This window comes from Rhodanobacter sp. BL-MT-08, assembly GCF_054161255.1.
In genome coordinates this window covers 13592-35466 of record NZ_CP167872.1, presented here as the reverse complement: position 1 = coordinate 35466, position 21875 = coordinate 13592, and the positions used below count along the sequence as shown (strand labels likewise).

The window sequence follows — 21875 nt, the reverse complement described above, 5'->3', positions numbered from 1 at the left end:
CCCTAGTGCAGCGTAGCGGCCGGCGCGCTCAGGCTGCCCTGCCGATCGAACGTGATCGGCCCACGCGTCAGTTCGGCTGCCGTCCCGTAGCGTTCGGCCAGCAGGGTCAGCAGCGGGTTCAGCGCCTGCGGCTGCAGCGGATAGGCGTGCGCCAGCGCGCGGGCTCGGCCGCCCACGCCGCGCTGGGCCACGGTGATCGCGACCACGCCCAGGCCGGGCGCCTCGTGCGCGAACAGCGTCGGCGGCTCGCTGGTATCGTCCGCCGTCGCCAGCGTTTCGAGCAGATAGCCGGCGCCTGCTTCGTCGCCATGGCCCGCGCTTGAACGCAGTCGAAGCGGGAGCTGATGGGCGTCGAGCAGCGCGGCATATTGGCGCAACTCAAACACGATGCCGGCCAGCGCATGGCGGCGCGCGGCGTGGTCGTCGCCGTCCTTAGGCGATTGCTGGATCAGCCACTGCGCCGGTGACTGCGCGAATACCTTGCCCTCGGCGTAGCGCAGCGCGAGGCCGCGCGCGGTCACCGCGGATTCCTCGCGATACGGCGTCAGCAGCGCGGCCTCCAGCAGGGACCACAGCGCGGCCAGATTGACGTGCTCGTACTGCACGCAGGTCAGCGCCAAGAGATCGTTGCGGCTGAGATAGCGCACGTGCTCCAGCTGGATGCCCAGCGTGCGCATCAGCCAGTCGGCGGTCAGCGGTCCGGCTTCGCCGCGGCCGACCAGCTGCACTTCCAGCTGCTCGGACAGCTCGCCGGCGAGCGCCTCGGGCGCCAGCAGGCTCAGCGGCAGCAGGCGCATCGGGCCGTCGGCGAAGGGCAGCGATGGCTCCAGCGGCTGCGCCGGCATGTGGCCGTCGTGGCTGCCGAAGGCGACCACGTTTTCGATGTGCCCACGCGGCACGCGTCGGGCCAGTTCGTCCAGCGTCGCCCATACCGGAAAGCCCGGCCGCAGCAGTTCGACCTGATCGAACAGGGCGCCGGCCAGCGCCAGACGCGCCTGGTTCACTTGCGGCACCAGCGCGTGCAGATCGACCGCGACGAACTGCGCCAGCTCGGCCGCTTCGTCGCGGCTCAGGGTCAGGCGCGGGGCCGGCTGGCCTTCGGCCAGTTCCAGTGCCAGTACCACCGGCAGGGCGAGCAGCGTTTGCGCTTCCACGAAAGCAGCTCCAAAACGTACGAACAAGAGGCGAATCGTACCATTCAGCGTTTTGGGCTTTCGCCGCACGGCATCGCGGGTTAGCCTTGGAGGACTTGAGTTCCGGACTGTTCTGACCATGGAAAAAACGCAAAAGCGCGTTGGGGTGATCGGTGGTGTGCGCATCCCGTTCTGCCGCAACAACACCGCCTACGCCGACGTCGGCAACTTCGGCATGTCGGTGAAGGTGCTCGGCGCCCTGGTTGAACGGTTCGGCCTGCACGGGGTGGAACTCGGCGAAGTGGCGATGGGCGCGGTGATCAAGCACTCGTCGGAATGGAACCTCGCGCGCGAGGCTTTGCTGAGCTCCGGCCTGGCACCGACCACGCCGGGTATCACCACGGCGCGCGCCTGCGGCACCTCGCTCGATAACACCATCATCATCGCCAACAAGATCGCCGCCGGGCAGATCGAGGCCGGCATCGCCGGCGGTTCGGACACCACCAGCGACGTGCCCATCGTTTACGGCGCGCGGCTGCGCAAGCGGCTGCTGGCGATCAACCGCGCCAAGACGCCGATGGACAAGCTCAGGGCCGCCACGCGCGGCTTTTCGCTCTCTGAGCTCAAGCCCTCCTTCCCCGGCGTGGCCGAGCCGCGCACCGGCAAGTCGATGGGCGATCACTGCGAGCTGATGGCCAAAGAATGGCATATCAGCCGGGTCGAGCAGGACCAGCTGGCCCTGGACAGCCACCGCAAGCTGGCCGCCGCTTATGAGTCGGGTTTCTTCGACGATCTGCTGGTGCCGTTTCGCGGGCTCAAGCGCGACGGCTTCCTGCGCCCCGATTCGACGATGGAGAAGCTGGCGTCGCTCAAGCCGGCGTTCGACAAGACCTCTGGCCAGGGCACGCTGACCGCCGCCAATTCCACCGGCCTGTCCGACGGCGCCGCGGTGGTGCTGCTGGGCAGCGACGAATGGGCGGCCAAACGCGGCCTCAGCATTCAGGCGTATCTGCTGGATGCCGAAGTTTCCGCGGTGGATTTCGTCCACGGCGAAGGCCTGCTGATGGCGCCGACCGTTGCCGTGCCGCGCATGCTGGCGCGCCACGGCCTGACCCTGCAGGATTTCGATTACTACGAAATCCACGAGGCCTTCGCCGCGCAGGTGCTGTGCACGCTGCGCGCGTGGGAAAGCGCCGAATATTGCAAGAATCGCCTCGGTCTCGACGCACCATTGGGCAGCATCGATCCGGCCAAGCTCAACGTGCACGGCTCCAGCCTCGCCGTGGGCCATCCGTTCGCCGCCACCGGCGCGCGCGTGGTGGCCACGCTCGCCAAGCTGCTCGAGCAGAAAGGTAGCGGTCGCGGCCTGATCTCGATCTGCACCGCCGGCGGCATGGGCGTGACGGCGATCCTCGAACGGCCGTAAGCGGCCCACCGACCCCATGCTGCGCCTGCGTACCACCGTCGTCCTCAGCCTGCTGGCGCTGGGGGTTGGTGTGGCCGGCACGCACTGGCTCAGCCAGCGCAGCGCCGACGAGCCGCTGGCCCTGCCGGCGAAGCGGCCGAGCGCTTCTTCAAGCCATCTCGCTGCTGCGCCACCGGCGCACGCGCATGCGCCGTTTCAGGCCACGGTACGAAGCCATCGACTGCGGCAGCCGCCGATCGATAGCGATATCGCCGGCCAAAGCACCGGCATATCGGCCGCGCCGCCGCCGGAGCTGGTGCCGCTGGACATGCCGGCGAACCGCGATGTGGCCTACGACAGGCTGCGCGGTCATCTGGACGGCCGCGTCATCATGCGCATCAGCATCGACGGCACGGGTCGCGTCACTGCGGCCAGCGTGGCCGAGTCCAGCGGTGATGCGGTGCTCGATGCGCACGCTTTACGCAGCGTGCGCGGATGGCGTTTTGCGGTACCGCCGGATCATCCCGACGGCCTCAGCGCAGACCTGCCGATGCGGTTTTCCTCGCACGACGATCCTGTCGCCAGCCTACGCTGAGCCGCGCCCTCGCGATCAGAGAATGCCCGACACGCCGGCGCCGAACGCGGTGATGATCAGGGTGAAGAACATCTTCGGCGACACCGCCACATCGGGGAAATCGCCGACCGGCTCGTAGCACGCGTAGAAATTCGGATTGGTGACGCGCATGGGTTGGCAGCCGCTCTTGAGCTGATAGCTGGTCGCGTAGCGGAACGGCCACAGGTCGAACAGCGGCAGCTGCTCCGAGACGCCGCCGATGGCGTTGTTGATATCCGTCAGAACCGGTACGCCCGTGCGTCGCGGCGCGATGATCCATGCGTTCTGCGGCTGCGTGTCACGCAGGATGCTCTGGCGCAGCTGCGTGGCGAAGCGCTGGTCGTAGATGATCACGCCCGCCTCGGTGTTGTAGTGATCGGAACGCGGGTCGAAATTGTGCGAGCCGACCATGGCGATATGGTCGTCGATGACGATCGATTTGGCGTGCAGGCCAAATCGACGCCCGCCGCTGATCAGTGGCGCGGGGCGCCGGCTGCTGCCGTGGCTGCCCAGCAGGCCGTGGCTCTCGGAGCCCACGAAATGGCGCGAGGCATCGCTGCCTTTGCCGCCGTTGCCGGCGCCGGTGGCGGCAACATTGCGGCGGGTCTGGCCATCCGCACCGGACGCGCCGATGCTGTCGGTTGCGTCGTTGCTGCCCATGGGTGGGGCACTTTCGGAGGTGGATTCCATGCTGGCGTAAGCGTTGGCTTCGGCCGGTCCCGGCGCGTGTGGCTTCAGCTCGTAGATCTCAAAGCCATAGTCTTTCAGATAGCGTTTGCGGTGTTTGTAGGACAGTGCATACACCGCGAAAGCGTCGGTCGAAGCCAGCGAGTTGGTCGCCACGATGATGCGTGGAGGCAGCGGCCGCTGGTGCAGTTTCTCAAAGATCTTGCGCGCGCGGTGGCTCATGACGAGGTAAGGCGTCTGCAGGATGACTTCGTTTTTGGCGCTGGCTACCATCTGCATCACGTGACGGGTGAACTCGCGGGCGCTCTTCTTGTTCGGCTTGTCGGTCTTGGCCGGCATGTCGCTGAAAAATTCCACGTTGCCGGTCTGGAGGCTGTCGGCCAGCACATGCGCACGCAGCCAGTCGGCGTCACTGGCTTCCTGCTGCGCCCGATAGGCGCGTTGTGGATGCACGAAGGCCGGCAAAGGCCAGTCGGGCGCTGCCGGATGCGCCACGATGTAGCGGTTCACGTCACGCAGATGGGTCAACGGCACCGAGCGGCGGTGGTTCCAGAACAGCAGAAAGCTGTCGGCCATCGCCTTGGCGGCCGGGCCACCGACCAGCACGTCGCGGTCGACGTAGTCGAAGTCGTCGTCCCAGTCGAAGTAGCGGTTCTCGTAATTGCGCCCGCCGGTGATGCCGGCGCTGTCGTCGACCAGCAGCACCTTGTTGTGCATGCGCTGGTTGAACTTGAAGAAGCAGCAGGCGATGCCGGCCGCCCATTGCAGCGGTGACGTGTGCGCGTCATGGAAGGTCGGGTTGTACAGCCGCACCTGCAAATTCGGGCTGACTCGCGCCAGTCGGTTGAGCACGGCCATATCGTCGAACGAGGACAGCTGATCGGCCAGGATGCGTACCTGCACGCCGCGCCGCGCCGCCTGCACCAGCTCGTCGAGCATCAGTTGCCCGACGTCGTCTTCGTCCCAGATATAGGTCTGCACGTCGATCGAGTGGCGCGCGCCGCGAATCAGGCTGAGCCTCGCCACCATGGCCGCTTCGCTGTCGTTGAGCAGGCTCACGATATGCACAGGCTGCTGCGGTGTGGATGCGGCAACGGCGTCGGTCGCCGCGTCCAGCAGGGGCGACGGCGCGGCGCAGTGGTCAGGCCGATCGCAGCTCGCGCGCGTGTCCACGGTGGCGGCGACGACCGCATCGGCGCGGCGGATCTGCGCCTTCGACGCGACACAGCCCTGCAGCAACAGGGCTGCTGCAGCGAGCAGGGTCGGGAGAAGGATCAGGCGTGGCGACATGGCCCCGCATGATACGGGGTGTCGGCGTCAGTTCGGCGTATGTTCGAGCGCGATCAGCAGGCCCAGCTGCACCTGGTCGGAAAGCGCGGTTCGATGCGCCGCCATGCCGAACGCGCTGCGCGACAGCGAGCCGCGCGCTTCGATCAGGCAGGTCTGCTGTTCGCTCGGCGTGCAGTGGGCCGGCAGCAACTCGAAACGCATCGGCTGCGTGACGCCGCGCAGGGTGAGCTGACCCTGCAGCACGCCGCCGGTGGTGAGCATGCTGAAGGTGATCGGCTGGGACAAAAAGTGGATCGTGGGGTACTGCACGGCATCGAAAAAATCGGGCGCCATGACCCAGCGGCGAAGCCGGTCCGAGGCCATGCGGATGCTGCTGGCGGTGATCCGCGCATCGACCGTGGCCAGGCCGTGGTCGTCGAGCTTTACGTCACCGGCGATCTGGGTGAAGCGTCCCGTGATGGTTTGCAGCCACAGCAGTCGGACGCCGAATTCGGCATCCGACTGGGCCGAATTGATGCGGTAATCCGTCGAGCGAGCCGCCGGCGCAGCCAGTGCCAGCGCGGCGAAAAGCAGCGACGCCAGCACGGACGCGGTGGCAACAGACGCGGTCATGGCGACCAGAAAGCGTCCAGTCGGGCGTTGCCCGGTTCCAGTGCGCCGTTCAGATGCAGCACGGCCAGCGCGCCGGGCGGCATGCCGCGGTATTCGTCCGAACGGCCCTCGACCAGCAGCGCGACCAGCCGTTCGATGCCGGGATTGTGGCCCACCAGCATCACGGTGTCGGCATCGCCGTGCTGGTCCAACAGGGCCAGCAGTTCGCCGGGAGAGGCGTCGTAGATTTCGCTGGCCAGCTGCGGTGCGGGCGCGTTGTTGATGGCGGCCAGCGCCAGCCTGGCGGTTTCGTCGGTGCGGCGGCTGGGCGAACACAGCACGCGGTCGGGGTGGGCGCCGTGGCCGGCCAGCCAGATGCCGGCGGCCTGGGCCTCCTGTTCGCCGCGCGCGCTGAGCGCGCGTTGCTGGTCGTCACCCGCGTTTTCTATGGGTACGGCCTCGGCATGTCGCAGCAGAATGAGTTCTTGCATGGTGGACTCCGTCAGGTGATGGCACGCCGTGGGCGCGCGGGCTGCCGCAAAGACTGATGCAGGCAGCGGAAAGCGATGGTGACCGGCCTCTCACGGCTGGCGCTTGATCCAGCGCAGCAGGGCTTTCCAGTCCTGTTGGTGGTTGCGCACCTGCTCGGACTGGTAATCGAAGATGCCCTTGCCCAGCGCGCTCAGCAGCACATAGGCCTGGCTATCGCGCAGCTGTGCGGCGATCGGAAAAGGGGATTGCTCGGCGAGCTGGGCGACCGCGTCCTGGCTGGCATGGGTCCACGGCTTGAGCCGGTTGGCGACCAGGGCCACCGGCAGTTTTCCACGGCGAATGCGGTTGATGGTCTGCAGCTCTTCGATGAAACCGAGCGTGGCGTGCAGGTCGAACGATGACGGCAACACCGGCACCAGGAGCACGTTGGCGGTGTCCAGATAGGGTTCGAGGTCACGCTCGCCGACGCCGGCCGGCGTATCGATCAGCAGCTGCTGCGTGTCGGCGGGTACCTTATGCAGAGCCTTCTTGCCGCCTTCGATGGCCAGGACGCCTGGCACGTTGTCGGGCCTGAGGGCGGCCCAGCGAAAGCTGGAGCCCTGGCGGTCGGCATCGATGATCGCGGTGTGCTGACCCGCCTGCGCCCAGTGCGACGCCAGCTGGGTGACCAGCGTGCTCTTGCCGCATCCACCTTTGCTGCTTGCCACCAGCGTCGTAAGCATCGACTCACCCCTGCCGCGGAAGGTGGCCCAAGCCTACACGGCTGCGGATGCGGCGCAAAGCTGCGCTGCGACGAGCTCAGCCCTGAGTCTTCGACGCCGACGGTGGCTGCCAGTCGGCCGGCGCCTCGGTCGGGATGTTGTTGTCGCGCAGGGCAGTCAGCAGCACGCTCATTTCGGTGCCGCCGCGGCGGGCGATGGTCACCAGATGCTGTGCAATGGCTGCGTCATTTTGCGCACGACCGAGCAGCTGGCTGAAGCTCTGCACCTGCCAGATCAGGCTGCGGCGGGCTTGCTTGGCGTCTTCCTGCTGGGCCGGATCGTCGGCCAGCACTTCGCGCAGGTGCAGCCCGAGCGAGCGACCCAGTGGGCTGGAACCCCACTCGAGCACCTTGCCTAGTTTCAGGCAGTCGGCCTTGATGGACGCGTCGCCGGCCGCGCTTTCGCACAGTTTGGCCGTTACCTGCAGCACCGGCTGTGGCTGGGCGCTGGCCAGGCCGTAGACCAGCACGACCTGGACCCCGGCAGCGCCGCTGGCGTTGGCGCTGTCGTATGTATCGGCCGGCGGCGGCAGTATGCCCACCGAGTTGGCCAGCGCCTTCAGGCTGGTGCCGGCGTAATCCTCATAAACCTTGGCATTGGCGGCTTTGTCCAGATCGACACGCGCGGCGTCCTGCTTCATGTTGCGGGTGTCTTCACCGAGCTTGAGCAGCCACACGGCGGCATTGTCCGGCGCCTGGGTGGTGAGTTGTTCGAGCGCCGACGCATTGGGGCAGGCGTCACCCTTGCTATCGCAATCGGCCAGCCGTGTCCAGCTGATGGCCGCCGCGATGTCGGCGGCGCCATCGGCAGTTGCCGCACGGTCAATCAGGCCGTGAAAATTGTTGAACTTGGGTAGGTCGGTCAGGGGCCGCGACAGGATCGCGGCGGCCAGCAGCGGCATGGCGTCGGCGCGCGGCGCGAGTACGCTGACCAGATCATGCTGATAGGCCAGCAGCGCCTTGTCGCGCGATGGCGCTGGGGCTGGGGCTGCACGAGCGGCGGCGTGGGCGGCGAACGCTGGCACAAAGGCGAACGACAGGGCACAGGTCAGGGCAAGGCGGCGCAATCCACGCATCATCGGTTTCCGGCTGCAGGTAAAGCCGTCAGCATACCCTGCGCCGATTAAGCGGGGCTGATCCAATCAGCCGCTGATCAGGCACGCGAACGGGCAGGCGTCGCGATGCTTGTTAGGATAGGGCTTTCCATCTGCATGGCTTATGGAACTCATGGGTAGCTGGCGCGCCACCGCGACGGGCCCGAACTGGTTGGGAGAACGCATTGGACCATTATTTAACCTTCGCTACCGGCGCCCCGTGGTTCGCGGGATGGGGCACGCTGGCACTGGTCAACGCGGCGCTGGCGCAGGGCAAGAACCGCAGCGGGTTACTGTGGTTCCTGCTGTCGCTGGTGCTAGGACCTTTCGCCACGCTGCTGATGGTGCTGCTGCCCAAGGTGCGCAGCAAACTGTTCTAGCCGTCGCGCGCCTGGCCGCACGCTGCCCTGCCCGCCGACAGGGCTTCAGCCCGATTACTCGCGGATTATTCGCCCAGTGCCTCGCGCATGAATTCCGGCTGCGCCAGCGCGGCCTTGTGGATGTCGGCGTTGTAATAGCGGGTGGGGAAATTCTTGCTCAGCGCGCCGCGTTCGCGGAAGCCGGAAAGGTCGCCGCCCTTGCGTACCATCGTGCAACTCCACCAGCCGGTGGGATAGCACGGTTGGGGAAACGGCAACGTGCGAACGGCGGAAAAACCCGAAGCCCGCATGGCCGAACGCATCGACTTGATCAGGTCAAGGTGAACCAGCGGGGATTCGCTCTGCTGCACCAGAATGCCGCCATGGCGCAGCGCCTTGTAGCAACTGGTGTAGAAGGCCGCGTTGAACAGGCCTTCGGCCGGGCCGACCGGGTCGGTCGAATCGACGATGATCAGGTCCAGCGATTCCGGGTCCGCGTCGGCCATGTACTTGATGCCGTCAATAAACAGCAGTTCGGCGCGCGGGTCATGGTTGCTGTCGCACAGCTCGGGGAAATATTCCTCGGCCAGCCGCGTGACGCGCTCATCGATCTCCACCTGCGTGGCCTTTTCCACTTCCTCGTGCTTGAGCACCTCACGCAGCGTGCCGCAATCGCCGCCGCCGATGATCACCACGCGCTTGGCCCGCGCGTGGGTAAACAGCGCCGGGTGGGTCATCATCTCGTGATAGAGGAAGTTGTCGCGCGTGGTCAGCATCACGCAGCCGTCGATCACCATCAGGTTGCCCCAGTCGGTGGTCTTGTAGATCTCGATGGTCTGGAACGGCGTCTTCTCGGCGTGCAGCTGCTGCTCGGTGCGAAAACCGATGGAGGAGCCGGAAGCCTGGTGGGCTTCGGTGAACCAACTGGACTGCTGCGACATGGCGAGAGTTCCTGACGTGCAAGGGAATGGGGGCCGCCCATTGTAACTGCTGCGGCGGCATCAAAAAAAAGCGCGCTGCCGCGGCGCGTCCAACTGCCATACGCATATCGTCACAGGTGGCCATTACAATACCGCTTCGGTTGGCCGGCGCAGGGCGTCGTGCGGCCGGCAAGTTCGATCGGCCCCGCGGCGTGCGAGGCTTCCGGCCGACCCAACTTCGCGCCCGCTGACGTGCCGCTCTGAGGGCGCCACTCCACACGGGCAACACCGTCAAGGCTCGCCGCTGCGACGCATTCGTGGGCCCTGTGCCGTGGGCGCAGGGCTTGCGGCCGTCCAGATCTGGTTACTTGAGGAGATTCGCCGATGGCGAAGCAGTGGAACACATCCGGTTGGAGCATCGACGCCGCCCGCGACACCTATGCGATGGCGCACTGGGGCGATGGCTATGTCGACGTGGACGGTGCCGGCGATATCGTCATTCGCCCGCGCGGCCCCACCGGTCCGGCGCTGTCCTTGCCCGGCATCGTGGCGCGTGCGCGTGAGGAGGGCCTGCGCCTGCCGCTGCTGGTGCGCTTCCCCGATATCCTCGCCGACCGTCTGGCCAAGTTGCAGGACGCTTTTGCCAAGGCGATTGGCGAGTGGAATTATTCGGGCGGCTATACGGCCATCTATCCCATTAAGGTCAACCAGCAGCGCGGTGTGGCCGGTGAGCTGGTGGCGGCAGGCACGCATGGTTTCGGCCTGGAGGCCGGTTCCAAGCCCGAGCTGATGGCCGTGCTGGCGATGGCGCGGCCTGGTTCCATTGTGATCTGCAACGGCTACAAGGATCGCGAATACGTGCGCCTGGCGCTGATCGGGCTGAGGCTGGGCCTGCGCGTGCACATCGTGATCGAGAAGCTGTCCGAGCTCGACCACGTTTTTGCCGAAGCCAAGGCGCTGGACGTCGAGCCGCTGCTGGGCGTGCGCGTGCGCCTCGCCTCCATCGGCGCGGGCAAATGGCAGAACACCGGCGGCGACAAGGGCAAGTTCGGCCTCTCGCCCGACCAGGTGCTGACGCTGATCAAGCGGCTCGATGACGCCGGCCTCAAACACACGCTGAAGCTGCAGCACTTCCACATGGGTTCGCAGATTTCCAACGTGCGCGACATCGCCAACGGCATGCGCGAGGCGACCCGCTACTTCGTCGAGCTGACGCGCATGGGCGTGCCGCTGGAGATCGTCGACGTCGGCGGCGGCCTCGGCGTGGACTACGAAGGGACGCGTTCGCGCAGCCACAACTCGATCAACTATTCGATCGAGCAGTACGCCGCCACCATCGTGCAGTCGCTGGCCGAGGCGGTGGAAGCGGAGGGGCTGAGCGCGCCGCACATTCTCACCGAGGCGGGCCGCGCGATGACGGCGCATCACGCCGTGATGGTGGTCAACGTCACCGAGGTGGAAGAGGTGCCGCGCGGCGCGATTCCGCCGGCGGACGCGGCCGAACCCGCCGTGCTGCGGCGCCTGCGCGAGACGCACGACGAGCTGGATCGTCGCCCGCCGCTGGAGCTGTTCCACGAGGCCCAGCACCACCTCGCCGAGGGCCAGGCGCTGTACGCCCTTGGCCAGCTCACGTTGACCGATCGCGCACGGCTGGACGAGATGTATTACGCCATCGCCAACGCCGTGCGCACCCGGCTGCTGCCGGCCGAGCGCTCGCACCGGCAGGCGCTGGACGAGCTGGACGAAAAGCTGGTCGACAAGTATTTCGTCAATTTCTCGGTGTTCGAGTCGGTGCCGGACATCTGGGCGATCGGGCAGATCTTCCCGATCGCGCCGATAGCCAGACTCGACGAACAGCCGACGCGCCGCGGCGTGATCGTCGACCTCACCTGCGATTCGGACGGCCGCATCGACCACTACGTCGATGCCGACGGGGTCGACGTGAGCCTGCCACTGCATGCGCTGAATGAAGGCGAGAGCTACCGGCTTGGCATTTTCATGGTCGGCGCATACCAGGAGACGCTGGGCGACATCCACAACCTGTTCGGCGACACTGACGCGGTCAACGTGCGCGTCGACGGCGATAGCTACGTGTTCGCGCACAAGCGCAGCGGCGATACCACCGACCTGATGCTCGACTATGTGGGCTACGATCTGGCCGCGCTGCGGCAGAGTTACCGCGACCGCATCGCTGCAGCTGGCGTGACCGGCACATCGGCCGAACAGTTTTACGCCACGCTCGACGGCGGCCTTACGGCGTATACCTATCTGGCAGAGGAAGGGCGCTGAGCCTCCATCCATCAGAGCGTGCTGCTGAAAGATCAATCGAGGAATCAGTGATGGCAAGTCTGGATGGCAAGGTTGCGCTGATCACCGGCGCGGCCAGCGGTATCGGCAAGGCGATCGCCGAGCTCTACGCAAAGCACGGCGCCAGCGTGGCGATTGCCGATATCGATCAGCGTGCTGCCGAGGCGGTGGCTTATGCGATCAATGCGGGCGGCGGCCGGGCGATGGGTGTCGCGATGGACGTCAGCGATGAAGCGGCGGTCAACGCAGGCACCGATTCCGTGCTCAGAGCGTTTGGACGTCTGGACGTCCTGATATCGAACGCCGGCGTGCAGATCGTCAATCCGATCGACCAGTTCGAATTTTCCGACTGGAAGAAGATGCTGGCGATTCATCTCGACGGCGCCTTTCTCACCACCAGGGCGGCGTTGCAGTTCATGTATCAGAAAGATGCGCAAGGGCGCAGCCGCGGCGGCATCGTGATCTACATGGGCTCGGCGCACTCGCACGAGGCGTCGAAACTGAAGTCGGCCTATGTCACCGCCAAGCACGGGTTGCTTGGGCTGGCGCGCACGCTGGCCAAGGAGGGCGCGGCGCACGGGGTGCGCTCGCACGTGATCTGCCCGGGCTTTGTGCGCACGCCGCTGGTCGAGCGGCAGATTCCCGAGCAGTCTAGGGCGCTGGGCATCAGCGAAGAAGCCGTGATCAAGGACGTGATGCTGAAAGACACCGTGGACGGCGAATTCACCACGATCGATGACATCGCGCAGACCGCCCTTTTTCTGGCGACCTTTCCTTCGGCTGCGCTGAGTGGGCAGTCTATCGTGGTGACCCATGGCTGGCATATGCAGTAATGGGTCCCCAGGTTCGCGTACAGCACGTTCACTGAGTTTTTCGTGGCCGTATCGGCGATACCGATGCGGCGAGCACCTCCTTTCCGCATGGGATACATATGAGCATCAAGACAGGTTTTATTGGTCTGGGCGCGATGGGCGCACCGATGGCGACCCATCTGCACGAGCGCGGCTTGCTCGTGGCCGTGGCCAATCGCACGCGCGCCACAGCGGCTGCGCTGGCGGAAAAGCTGGGCGTGAGCGCGCCCGATACGCTGGGCGAGCTGGCGGCGCAGTGCGATGTCATCGCCCTGTGCGTCACCGCCGACGCCGACGTGCTTTCCACGGTCGAGGCACTGGCGCCGCACCTCAAGCCCGGTGCCATTGTCATCGACCATTCGACGGTGGCGCCGGATACGGCGCGCCGCGCTGCGCTGCGGCTTGGCGAGGTGGGCGCCTTTTTCCTCGATGCACCAGTATCTGGCGGCGTGGAAGGTGCAAAAAACGGCAAGCTGTCGGTGATGGTCGGTGGTGATGCCGAGGTGCTCGAACGCGCCCGCCCGGTGCTGGAGGCCTATGCGTTAAAGGTGACTCATCTCGGCGCGGTTGGCGCGGGCCAGGCGACCAAGGCGGTCAATCAGGTACTGGTGGCCGGCATCGCGCAGGCGGTATGTTCCGGACTTGCCCTGGGCGAGGCGCTGGGCCTCGATCCGGAGCGCCTGATTCCCACCCTCGGCGCGGGCGCAGCCGGCAACTGGTTTCTGGAAAAGCGCGGCGCGACCATGCTGAGCGACGAGTTCAGCGTGGGTTTCAAGCTGGCGCTGCTGCACAAGGACCTGGGTATCGTGCGCGGGATTGCCGAGCAGGTTGGTACCGATACGCGGGTCATCAAGCAGTCGCTGGCCGATTACGCGGAGCTGATGAGCCAGGGTTATGGCGATGACGATATCTCAGCCTTGATACGGCTGAAGCGAAAAAGCTGATCGGTTCGCGCCGCCCAGCTTTTCGTTGGCCCAGATCCTCCGCGGCATTATTTCGCCGCGGATTGCGACGTGGCGATCGCCTGCTTGAAGAAGCCGTAGACGCCGTCGTCATTCATGCGGCGGGCGTTGGACAGTTCGCCGGCCTTGGTCGAGTAGAGAATCTTGTCGTCCGGCGACACGATCACGGCGGCAGGGATGCCGTTCTTGGTCGGGTCGCCGTAGCGCTTGGTGATATCGAGGTTGTGATCGAAGTTGCCCACGTCGATCTTCACCACCTGAAACTGCTGATGGATCAGCGCCGCATTTTTTTCGGTATTCAGCGCCCGATTCAGCGAGCGGCAGTCCTCGCACCAGTTGGCGCCGAAGATCAGCAGCACCGGCGTGTGCCTGGCCTTCGCCTGTGCCAGCGCGTGGGCAATGTCCGCATTGGCATCGGCCGTGGTGTTGTAGGGTAGTTCGGCCGCTGCGACATTGGCGGCGATCAACAGGGTAAGCAGCAAAAGCAGGCGTTTCATGGGCGCGATCCGTGACAGGGACGAACGCCGAGCATAACGGTTTGCGTGCCTTGTGGGCTTTTGGCCGTCCAAATAAAAAAGCGCGGCTTATGCCGTACAGGCATAAGCCACGCCTGATTCAAGGCGGCTTACTTGCCTTCTTTCAAGGCAATCGCGTTGATGCCGGCGCTGGCCAGCCGCTGCTTGGTCGACTCCAGATCGGTCGCCGAGCGGAATGGCCCCAGACGAACGCGATGGTAGGCCTGCCCGCCGACACTGACGGACTGCACCGATGCGACGAAACCCTGCATGGCCAGTTTCGCCTTCAGCGTTTCGGCATCCGACGGATTGGGAAACGCGCCGACCTGCAGCAGGTAACCGCTGCCGGCGGATGGGCTGGCAGGCGCCGCGGGCGCTGCGGTAATGGTTTCGCTGACTGCCGCCGGCGCATGGGTGTCGGCGGGTGCCGACGGCGTGGGGGAAGTCGGTTGAGCCACAGCCTGCTGCTGTGCGGTCGCCTGCTTTTGCTGTTCGGCGCGCGCCTGTGCGCTGATCACCGCATCGGGAATGCGCACTTCTTTTTCCGACAGCACGGAGTAGAAATCGAACTGCGGCTTCTTCGGCGCCGATTCAGCCGCTGGCGGCTGCGCCACGCCGGGATCGCTGCCGTTTTCAGCGGTAGCTTGCGGGTTGGCCTGTGGCACTTCGGGTTGGTGCAGGCTGTCGAACAGCGAGCCGCGCATGACCACCGCCATCATGATCGCGCCGACCAGAATGCCGATGACGGCATAGCCCCAGCCGGGGAAACCGCCGCTGTTGTTGCGCACGGCCTGTCGGCCTTTGCCCTTGCGTGGTGCCATTACATGCTCTCCGGGGCGCTCAGGCCCAACAAACCCAGACCGTTCTTCAGTACTTGCCGGGTGGCGACTACCAGCGCAAGTCGCGCATGGCGCAGCGCGGCGTCGTCCACCAGAAACTGGTGCGAGTTGTAGTAAGTATGAAACGCGTTGGCCAGCTCGCGCAGCCACGCGGCGAGAATATGCGGCTCCAGATTCGCCGCTGCGGCTTCGACCAGCTCGGGATATTTCGACAGCTCGGTCAGCAGGATCTGCTCATGCTCGGTGTCCAGCCGATCCAGATGCGCGAGGCCTTCCTGCAGATCGACAGTGAAGCCCTTTTCAGGCGCCTGACGCAGCACGCTGCATACCCGAGCGTGCGCGTACTGGATGTAATAGACCGGATTGTCGTTGCTCTGCGAGCGCGCCAGATCGATGTCGAAGATCAGCTGCGAGTCGGTCTTGCGGGCAATCAGAAAATAGCGTGTGGCGTCGCGGCCGGCTTCATCGATCAGATCGCGCAGGGTGAGATAGCTGCCGGCACGTTTGGAGATTTTCACCTCTTCGCCGCCGCGCATCACGGTAATCATCTGGTACAACACGTAATGCGGCCAGCCCTTGGGAATACCGACATCCAGCGCCTGCAGGCCGGCTTTCACGCGCGCCAGCGTGCCGTGATGATCCGAGCCGAGCACCGTGACGGCGTTCTCATAGCCGCGCTGCCATTTGCTCAGGTGGTAAGCCACGTCCGGCACGAAATACGTGTAGGTGCCGTCGGACTTGCGCATCACGCGGTCTTTGTCGTCACCGTAGTCGGTTGTGCGCAGCCACAGCGCGCCTTCGCTCTCGTATGTGTGGCCGTGGTCGACCAGCCCCTTCACGGTTTCCTCGACCTTGCCGTCGCTATAGAGCGACGACTCCAGGAAATACACGTCGAAGCCGACGCCGAACGCCTTCAGGTCGAGATCCTGCTCGCGGCGCAGGCTGGCCACGGCAAAGCGGCGGATCGCATCGAGATTGTCGACATCGCCTTCGCCCACCACGGTTTCGCCATCGGCAACGACCGACTCGCGGTCGAGATAAGCGCGCGCAACATCGGCGATGTAGTCGCCGCGGTAGCCGTTCTCCGGCCAGCCGCTGTCGTCCGGCAGGATGCCGCGCGCGCGCGCCTGGACCGAAATGGCGAGATTGGCGATCTGCACGCCGGCGTCGTTATAGTAAAACTCGCGCTTCACGTTCCAGCCGGTGGCATCGAACAGGCGGCTCAGGCAGTCACCGATGACGGCATTGCGGCCATGCCCCACGTGCAGCGGGCCGGTCGGGTTGGCCGACACGAATTCCACGCCGAGCGTCTTGCCAGCGCCGCTGTCGCTGCGGCCGTAGGCATCGCCGCGGTCGAAGATCTGCCGCACTTCGGCGTGATACGCGCCGGGAGACAGATAAAAATTGATGAAGCCGGGGCCGGCGATCTCGACTTTCTCCACCAGCGCATTGGCCGGCAGCGCCGCGACGAGCTTTTCGGCCAGTTCGCGCGGTTTGGCGCGCGCGGGCCTGGCCAGCAGCATGGCGATATTGCAGGCAAAATCGCCGTGTTCGCGGCTGCGCGCACGTTCGATGACAAAACCGGGCAACGCCAGGTCCGCAGGCAGGATGGTGTCGTTTTGCAAAGACTTGATCGCCTGCAGAACCAGTTCGCGCAGCTGTGCTTTCACGGGTGAGATCGAATGCGGATGGAACCGGCGATCTTAACAGACCGGTTCGGGCGGCAGGCGGTAAAAACCGTGCCGCCGGCGCGGCATTGGCGCCATAGCGGGCCCAATGCGTTTGATGCAGCGCGGCGACGCGGCCTGTGGATAAGTCTGTGGGGAAAACATCGGGTTTGCGGTGTATTGCGGAAGCTCCGCGGCCCGGAGTGCCTATTATTGCTTAAAAAATAAATATTTTCAGTAACTTAAGTTGACTATCTCGATGATTGGGTATGATCCGCCCCGCAAGCGCCGATATCACCGTTTTGTGTATAAGTTTCGGCGACATGCGTCACCCCCTTCGAAACGCATAAGTCATTCGGTTGTCATGCAGCATCGCCACCATGTAGCCGTGCCTGGCATGACTCCCCTCCGTGACATGGCATCGGAGACGCCGCTCTCTCCCACAGTCAAATCGGCGCCGCGGCGTGGTTGATCCACGCCGCTTTTTTGTGGGCTGAACCCGCGACCATCGCCGCTCTCGTTCGGGCAGGCGAATCAGAGCAGGCCGCGCGCCGCCATCGAGACCGGTTCGCCGCTGCCGATGACCAGATGATCGAGCACGCGCACCCCGACCAGCCGCAGGGCATCCCGCAGCTCGTGCGTGATCGCACGGTCAGCCGCGCTGGGCTCGGCCACGCCCGAAGGATGGTTGTGCGCAAAGATCACCGCGCAGGCGTTGTGCTGCAGGCAGGCGCGCACCACTTCGCGCGGATGCACGCTGGCGCCGTCGACCGTGCCGCGAAACAGCTCCTCGAACGCCAGCACGCGATGGCGGTTGTCCAGATACAGGCAGCCGAATACCTCGTAGGGCAGATGGCGCAACTTGGCCCGCAGGTAATCGCCGCTGTCGCGCGGGTTGCCCAGGCTCTGCCGCTGCTGCAATTCCTCGGCGAGACTGCGTCGGGCCAGTTCGAGAGCCGCCGCGATTCGCGCGCGCTTCGCCGGCCCCAGTCCACCGGCGCGGATCTGTTTCTCCGGGCTGCCCAGCAGCGCGCCGAGACTGCCGGCATTGCCAAGCACTTCGCGGCCCAGCGCGATGGCGTCTTTGCCCCGGCTGCCGCTACCCAGTAATACCGCCAAGAGTTCCGCATCGGACAGCGCGGCGCTGCCGCGGGCCAGCAGTTTTTCGCGGGGACGTTCGCCTTCGGGCCAATCGCGGATGCTCATGCGAGCAGACTGCCGGCCGATCACCGCCCGGGACAGCAGTGGAAGCAAATGAATCCGGTAAGCTACCAGTCTGCCCGATTGTCAGGCCCGTCTTACATGAGTCTTGCCCAACGCCGCATCTTGCTGGGAGTGTCAGGCGGCATTGCCGCTTACAAGTCCTGCGAACTGGTCCGCCGCCTGCGCGACCTGGACGCGGACGTGCGCGTGGTGATGACCGAAGGCGCCACGCACTTCGTCAGCGCGACCACCTTCCAGGCCCTGTCCGGCCAGAGCGTGCGCGTCAGCCTGTGGGATGCGCAGGGCGAGGCGGCGATGGGTCACATTGAACTGGCGCGCTGGGCCGAACGCATTCTCGTTGCACCGGCCAGCGCCGACATCCTCGCGCGGCTGGCGCACGGTCTGGCCGACGATCTGCTGACCACGCTGTGCCTGGCCAGCGCAGCGCCGCTGTACGTGGCGCCAGCAATGAACCAGCAGATGTGGGCACACCCTTCGGTGCAGGCGAACGTCGACACGCTGCGCCAGCGCGGCGTGCATCTGCTGGGGCCCGCCGCCGGCGATCAGGCCTGCGGTGATGTCGGCAACGGGCGGATGCTGGAAGCGCACGAGCTTCGCGACGCCCTCGTCGCGTCGTTTGGCGACGGTTCCCTGGCCGGCTTGAAGGTCGTCGTCAGCGCCGGCCCGACGTATGAAGACATCGATCCGGTGCGCTTCATCGGCAACCGCAGTTCCGGCCGCATGGGCTTTGCGGTGGCGCAGGCCGCCGCACTGGCCGGTGCGCAGGTGACTCTGGTCGCCGGTCCCGTGAGTCTTGCGACGCCGGCCGGTGTCGCGCGCCGCATCGATGTACGCAGCGCGGCGCAGATGCATGCCGAAGTGCTCTCGTCAGCGGCGCAGGCGGATATCTATATCGCCGCGGCCGCCGTTGGCGACTTTCGTCCCAACGCGGTTTCGGCGCACAAGCTGAAGAAGACGTGTGACGGCGCCGGCCTGGCGCTGCAGCTCAGCGAAAATCCCGACATTCTTGCCAGCCTGTCGGCGCAACCAACGCACCCGTTTCTGGTTGGCTTTGCCGCCGAAACCCACGATGTGGCCAGCTACGCGCAACAGAAGCTCAGCCGCAAGGGGCTCGACATGATTGCCGCCAACCAGGTCGGCGAAGGCCTCGGCTTCGAGGCGCCCGACAACGCGCTGAGCGTGTACTGGGCCGATGGCTCGATCGATCTGCCCAGGGTCGCCAAGCCGGAGCTGGCCCGCCAGCTGATCGCCCAGGTGGCACAGCGCTTTCGCGCGAGCCGCGCCGGATGAGCCGCGCGGTAATCGACGTTGCGCTGAAGATTCTGGACGCGCGTCTCGGCAAAAGCATTCCGTTGCCGGAGACCGCCACCATCGGCAGTGCCGGCATGGATCTGCGGGCGGCGCTGGAGCAGCCGCTGACCCTGCAGCCTGGTGACAGCGTGCTGGTGCCAAGCGGCATCGCCATTCATATCGGCGACCCGGGCTGGTGCGCGCTGATCGTGCCGCGCTCGGGTCTGGGTCACAAGCACGGTCTGGTGATGGGCAATCTGGTCGGCGTGATCGATGCGGATTATCAGGGCCCGCTGATGATTTCCTGCTGGAATCGCGGCACGCAGTCTTACACCATCGAGGTGGGCGACCGCATCGCGCAGCTGCTGCTGGTGCCGGTCGCGCAGGCGCGCTTGAATGTCGTCACGGAATTTGTCGCCAGCGAACGCGGTGCGGGTGGTTTCGGTTCGACCGGTATCCGTTAGGATGGGATCGGACGCGGCGCGGGTGGGCCCCGCATCGAAAATTTCCGGGGATGGATTATGGCGTTGAGCATCGCGAAAGTCCGCGCGCGGCGGTCGCAGGTAGACTGGCGCCGACAGCTGCCCCTGGCCGGCGGGACGCTTTTGCTGCTGCTGGGCCTGTTTTGCGGCTGGCAAACGTACCTGATCGCCGATGAGGCAAGCTCGATCGATCAGGTCCATGTGGCGCAGGAGAAGGCACTGCGCTTGCTGGCGGTCGACATAGCCGCGCAGCGCGCCAAGGTGCAAAAAGCCGTCCATTCCGTCGATCCGGCCACCGCCATGGCTGATCCGGTAAAAACGGTGGAGGCGCTGAAGCTGCAGCTGCCGCAGTCGAACACGCTTGAGCTCTACAGCGGCGATCTCAGCGAAGTGCTGCACGCCAATTATCACGACTTCGGTTATGCCAAGGCGGCGCAGCTGATGGCCGCAAAAGGTGCCGACGGTGCCGCGCCGGTGCAAAGCGTGTCGGTCGGCAAAGGCGATCGGCATCTCACGGTGATCGAGTCTCTGGGGTCGCCGCAGGACCCGACGGCATGGGTGTGGGTCGAACTGCCGTTTGCGCCCCTGCTCCAGCTGTTCGACTCGGTGTCGCCGGCCGGCGGTCGTCTGGAGCTGCGTCAGGATGACGAGCACGGCGCGATGAGCCTGTCCTCGCATGGCGCGGCGTCGGCGGTGGCGGAAGTGGCCGCCAAGCCGGTACCCGGCAGCGCGTTCAGCGTCAATGCGGCGTTACCCGATGCTTTCATCGTGCTGCCGCATGTCTGGCCACTGGCCGCGTTGTTCGCTTTGCTTGGCATCGGCGGTGCGTTTTTTCTGTTCCGCATGCGTCTGCGGCCAGCGGCGCCATTGGCCTCTGAACCTGAGGATGTCGCTGTGCCCGAGAGAATCCAGCGGATCAGTTCGCCCGTCGACGCCGGCGTGGCCGCTGCTTCGCCCGCGCTGCCCAGCGCTGCGGCGATCAAGCTCGACCCCAGCATTTTCCGCGCCTACGACGTGCGAGGCGTGGTGGGGAACACCTTGAACGCAGAAGTCGCCCACGCGCTCGGTCAGTCGATCGGCACGCTGATGAGCGAGCAGGGCCTGCGCGAAATTGTGGTCGGGCGCGACGGTCGTTTGTCGGGCCCCGAGCTGGCCGGTGCGCTGTCCGACGGCCTGCGTGCGGCCGGTATCGATGTGATCGACCTCGGCGCGGTGCCGACGCCGGTGGTCTATTTTGCGGCCTTCCGCTACAACACCGGTTGCGGTGTCGCCGTCACCGGCAGCCACAATCCACCGGACTACAACGGTTTCAAGATCGTGGTCGGTGGTGAGACCCTCGCGGAGGCGGCAATCCAGGATCTGTACCAGCGCATCGCCACCGGCGCACTGAAAAGCGACGGCCAGGGCGCGCTGCGCCAGGTTGATGTGACGTCGGATTACATCGAGAAAATCGTCGGCGACGTGCAGGCCGAACGTCCGCTCAAGATCGTGGTCGACTGCGGCAACGGCATTCCCGGAGCGCTGGCGCCGCAGGTGCTCGAAGGCGTCGGCTGCGAGGTGATTCCGCTGTATTGCGAGGTCGATGGCACGTTCCCGAATCATCATCCCGACCCGTCCGATCCGCACAATCTGGAAGATCTTATCGTCTCGGTCAAAAGCACCGGTGCGGATTTGGGTATTGCCTTCGACGGCGACGGCGATCGTCTGGGCGTGGTCACGCGTTCGGGCGAAATCATCTTTCCCGATCGCCTGCTGATGCTGTTCGCGCGCGACGTGCTGTCGCGTCAGCCCGGCGCCACCGTCATCTACGACGTCAAATGCACCGGCCATCTCAAGGGTCAGATTCTCGACGCCGGCGGCAGCCCGCTGATGTGGCGCACGGGCCACTCGCTGATCAAGTCGAAGATGCGCCAAACCGGTGCGGAGTTGGCCGGTGAGATGAGCGGCCACTTCTTTTTCAAAGAGCGCTGGTACGGTTTCGACGACGGCATCTACGCCGCTGCGCGGCTGATGGAGATTCTTGGCGGCGACATGCAGGGGCGCACGCCGGAAGAAATCTTTGCCACGCTGCCCAAGAGCGTCTCCACGCCCGAATTGAAGATCGAGCTGGCCGAGGGTGAGCACTACACCTTCATGGAGAAGTTTCGCCAGCAGGCAAACTTTGGCGACGCCACGCTGATTACCATCGACGGCCTGCGCGCGGACTGGCCGGACGGCTGGGGCCTGGTGCGCGCTTCCAACACCACGCCGGTACTGGTGCTGCGCTTCGAGGCCGATGACGCGACCGCGCTAAAGCGCATCCAGCAGGTTTTCCGCAAGCAGCTGCTGGCGGTCGACTTCACCCTGAAGATGCCGTTCTAGGCCCGGCATTTTGGGCCAAACAAAAAAGCCGGC

The 21875-nt window shown here is 65.5% G+C and carries 20 protein-coding genes; 9 read left to right on the top strand and 11 right to left on the bottom strand.

The window, feature by feature from the left end:
* Window positions 1-2: 2 nt before the first annotated feature.
* Window positions 3-1154, bottom strand: coding sequence for a hypothetical protein (locus ACDK93_RS00160; RefSeq protein ID WP_458070577.1), 1152 nt, complete (start codon window positions 1152-1154; stop codon window positions 3-5).
* 118 nt (window positions 1155-1272) lie between these two features.
* On the opposite strand from ACDK93_RS00160, the gene ACDK93_RS00155 reads away from it, so the two are divergent.
* Together ACDK93_RS00155 and ACDK93_RS00150 are read left to right on the top strand one after the other, a co-directional pair.
* Entirely contained in the window at window positions 1273-2559 is a 1287-nt protein-coding gene (locus ACDK93_RS00155) for an acetyl-CoA C-acetyltransferase (RefSeq protein ID WP_458070576.1), read from the top strand.
* A 16-nt stretch (window positions 2560-2575) separates the two neighbouring features.
* On the top strand, window positions 2576-3133 hold the full coding sequence (locus ACDK93_RS00150) for an energy transducer TonB family protein (protein WP_458070575.1): 558 nt from the start codon (window positions 2576-2578) through the stop codon (window positions 3131-3133).
* A 15-nt stretch (window positions 3134-3148) separates the two neighbouring features.
* Here the strand turns inward: ACDK93_RS00150 and ACDK93_RS00145 are convergent, their stop codons facing one another.
* From ACDK93_RS00145 to ACDK93_RS00125, 5 genes are all read right to left on the bottom strand, one after another.
* Window positions 3149-5128, bottom strand: a complete 1980-nt coding sequence (locus ACDK93_RS00145) for a phospholipase D-like domain-containing protein (protein ID WP_458070574.1) — start codon at window positions 5126-5128, stop codon at window positions 3149-3151.
* Window positions 5129-5155: 27 nt separating this feature from the next.
* Window positions 5156-5740 (bottom strand): YceI family protein, encoded by a 585-nt coding sequence (locus ACDK93_RS00140; RefSeq protein ID WP_458070573.1) that lies wholly within the window; start codon window positions 5738-5740, stop codon window positions 5156-5158.
* Window positions 5737-6210 carry a SixA phosphatase family protein gene (locus ACDK93_RS00135; RefSeq protein WP_458070572.1) on the bottom strand — a complete coding sequence of 158 codons (474 nt, stop codon included), beginning with the start codon at window positions 6208-6210 and terminating at the stop codon, window positions 5737-5739. The genes ACDK93_RS00140 and ACDK93_RS00135 overlap by 4 nt, the downstream gene beginning before the upstream one ends.
* Window positions 6211-6300: 90 nt before the next feature.
* Entirely contained in the window at window positions 6301-6933 is a 633-nt protein-coding gene (locus ACDK93_RS00130; protein WP_458070571.1) for a nucleotide-binding protein, read from the bottom strand.
* A 76-nt stretch (window positions 6934-7009) separates the two neighbouring features.
* Window positions 7010-8047, bottom strand: a complete 1038-nt coding sequence (locus ACDK93_RS00125; protein WP_458070570.1) for a hypothetical protein — start codon at window positions 8045-8047, stop codon at window positions 7010-7012.
* A 203-nt stretch (window positions 8048-8250) separates the two neighbouring features.
* Between ACDK93_RS00125 and ACDK93_RS00120 the strand changes: the two genes are divergently transcribed.
* Window positions 8251-8445 carry an antitermination protein NusB gene (locus ACDK93_RS00120; RefSeq protein WP_458070569.1) on the top strand — a complete coding sequence of 65 codons (195 nt, stop codon included), beginning with the start codon at window positions 8251-8253 and terminating at the stop codon, window positions 8443-8445.
* Between the two features lie 65 nt (window positions 8446-8510).
* Here ACDK93_RS00120 and speE read toward each other — a convergent pair whose 3' ends face one another.
* Window positions 8511-9365: a polyamine aminopropyltransferase gene (gene speE / locus ACDK93_RS00115; RefSeq protein ID WP_458070568.1), complete on the bottom strand. Its 855-nt coding sequence runs from the start codon at window positions 9363-9365 to the stop codon at window positions 8511-8513.
* A 363-nt stretch (window positions 9366-9728) separates the two neighbouring features.
* Between speE and speA the strand changes: the two genes are divergently transcribed.
* The 3 genes from speA (at window position 9729) to ACDK93_RS00100 (ending at window position 13446) form a co-directional block, all read left to right on the top strand.
* Window positions 9729-11633, top strand: coding sequence for an arginine decarboxylase (gene speA / locus ACDK93_RS00110; protein WP_458070567.1), 1905 nt, complete (start codon window positions 9729-9731; stop codon window positions 11631-11633).
* Window positions 11634-11683: 50 nt separating this feature from the next.
* Entirely contained in the window at window positions 11684-12484 is an 801-nt protein-coding gene (locus ACDK93_RS00105; protein ID WP_458070566.1) for a 3-hydroxybutyrate dehydrogenase, read from the top strand.
* A gap of 98 nt (window positions 12485-12582) precedes the next feature.
* The gene (locus ACDK93_RS00100; protein ID WP_458070565.1) at window positions 12583-13446 is read left to right on the top strand and encodes an NAD(P)-dependent oxidoreductase; all 864 of its coding nucleotides are present in this window, start codon (window positions 12583-12585) and stop codon (window positions 13444-13446) included.
* Window positions 13447-13493: 47 nt separating this feature from the next.
* On the opposite strand, the gene ACDK93_RS00095 is transcribed toward ACDK93_RS00100, so the two are convergent.
* From ACDK93_RS00095 to radC, 4 genes are all read right to left on the bottom strand, one after another.
* On the bottom strand, window positions 13494-13961 hold the full coding sequence (locus ACDK93_RS00095; RefSeq protein ID WP_458070564.1) for a thioredoxin family protein: 468 nt from the start codon (window positions 13959-13961) through the stop codon (window positions 13494-13496).
* A gap of 128 nt (window positions 13962-14089) precedes the next feature.
* Complete coding sequence (locus tag ACDK93_RS00090) at window positions 14090-14800, bottom strand: SPOR domain-containing protein (RefSeq protein WP_458070563.1); 711 nt, start codon at window positions 14798-14800, stop codon at window positions 14090-14092.
* Window positions 14800-16488 carry an arginine--tRNA ligase gene (argS, locus tag ACDK93_RS00085; protein WP_458070562.1) on the bottom strand — a complete coding sequence of 563 codons (1689 nt, stop codon included), beginning with the start codon at window positions 16486-16488 and terminating at the stop codon, window positions 14800-14802. Before argS ends, ACDK93_RS00090 begins: the two co-directional genes overlap by 1 nt.
* Window positions 16489-17019: 531 nt before the next feature.
* Complete coding sequence (radC, locus tag ACDK93_RS00080; RefSeq protein WP_458070561.1) at window positions 17020-17691, bottom strand: RadC family protein; 672 nt, start codon at window positions 17689-17691, stop codon at window positions 17020-17022.
* A 96-nt stretch (window positions 17692-17787) separates the two neighbouring features.
* On the opposite strand from radC, the gene coaBC reads away from it, so the two are divergent.
* From coaBC to ACDK93_RS00065, 3 genes are read left to right on the top strand one after another with little or no spacing between them, the layout of a single operon-like run.
* Complete coding sequence (gene coaBC, locus ACDK93_RS00075; protein WP_458070560.1) at window positions 17788-18999, top strand: bifunctional phosphopantothenoylcysteine decarboxylase/phosphopantothenate--cysteine ligase CoaBC; 1212 nt, start codon at window positions 17788-17790, stop codon at window positions 18997-18999.
* Window positions 18996-19463 carry a dUTP diphosphatase gene (dut, locus tag ACDK93_RS00070; protein WP_458070559.1) on the top strand — a complete coding sequence of 156 codons (468 nt, stop codon included), beginning with the start codon at window positions 18996-18998 and terminating at the stop codon, window positions 19461-19463. Before coaBC ends, dut begins: the two co-directional genes overlap by 4 nt.
* A 57-nt stretch (window positions 19464-19520) precedes the next feature.
* Window positions 19521-21842, top strand: a complete 2322-nt coding sequence (locus tag ACDK93_RS00065) for a phosphomannomutase/phosphoglucomutase (protein ID WP_458070558.1) — start codon at window positions 19521-19523, stop codon at window positions 21840-21842.
* Window positions 21843-21875 lie beyond the last annotated feature (33 nt).

Excerpts from the sequence above, each read along its gene's own strand:
- ACDK93_RS00155 (WP_458070576.1), top strand. The coding sequence starts at position 1,273 with ATGGAAAAAACGCAAAAGCGCGTTGGGGTGATCGGTGGTGTGCGCATC.
- ACDK93_RS00150 (WP_458070575.1), top strand. The coding sequence starts at position 2,576 with ATGCTGCGCCTGCGTACCACCGTCGTCCTCAGCCTGCTGGCGCTGGGG.
- ACDK93_RS00145 (WP_458070574.1), bottom strand. The coding sequence starts at position 5,128 with ATGTCGCCACGCCTGATCCTTCTCCCGACCCTGCTCGCTGCAGCAGCC.
- ACDK93_RS00140 (WP_458070573.1), bottom strand. The coding sequence starts at position 5,740 with ATGACCGCGTCTGTTGCCACCGCGTCCGTGCTGGCGTCGCTGCTTTTC.
- ACDK93_RS00135 (WP_458070572.1), bottom strand. The coding sequence starts at position 6,210 with ATGCAAGAACTCATTCTGCTGCGACATGCCGAGGCCGTACCCATAGAA.
- ACDK93_RS00130 (WP_458070571.1), bottom strand. The coding sequence starts at position 6,933 with ATGCTTACGACGCTGGTGGCAAGCAGCAAAGGTGGATGCGGCAAGAGC.
- ACDK93_RS00125 (WP_458070570.1), bottom strand. The coding sequence starts at position 8,047 with ATGCGTGGATTGCGCCGCCTTGCCCTGACCTGTGCCCTGTCGTTCGCC.
- speE (WP_458070568.1), bottom strand. The coding sequence starts at position 9,365 with ATGTCGCAGCAGTCCAGTTGGTTCACCGAAGCCCACCAGGCTTCCGGC.
- speA (WP_458070567.1), top strand. The coding sequence starts at position 9,729 with ATGGCGAAGCAGTGGAACACATCCGGTTGGAGCATCGACGCCGCCCGC.
- ACDK93_RS00105 (WP_458070566.1), top strand. The coding sequence starts at position 11,684 with ATGGCAAGTCTGGATGGCAAGGTTGCGCTGATCACCGGCGCGGCCAGC.
- ACDK93_RS00100 (WP_458070565.1), top strand. The coding sequence starts at position 12,583 with ATGAGCATCAAGACAGGTTTTATTGGTCTGGGCGCGATGGGCGCACCG.
- ACDK93_RS00095 (WP_458070564.1), bottom strand. The coding sequence starts at position 13,961 with ATGAAACGCCTGCTTTTGCTGCTTACCCTGTTGATCGCCGCCAATGTC.
- ACDK93_RS00090 (WP_458070563.1), bottom strand. The coding sequence starts at position 14,800 with ATGGCACCACGCAAGGGCAAAGGCCGACAGGCCGTGCGCAACAACAGC.
- radC (WP_458070561.1), bottom strand. The coding sequence starts at position 17,691 with ATGAGCATCCGCGATTGGCCCGAAGGCGAACGTCCCCGCGAAAAACTG.
- coaBC (WP_458070560.1), top strand. The coding sequence starts at position 17,788 with ATGAGTCTTGCCCAACGCCGCATCTTGCTGGGAGTGTCAGGCGGCATT.
- dut (WP_458070559.1), top strand. The coding sequence starts at position 18,996 with ATGAGCCGCGCGGTAATCGACGTTGCGCTGAAGATTCTGGACGCGCGT.
- ACDK93_RS00065 (WP_458070558.1), top strand. The coding sequence starts at position 19,521 with ATGGCGTTGAGCATCGCGAAAGTCCGCGCGCGGCGGTCGCAGGTAGAC.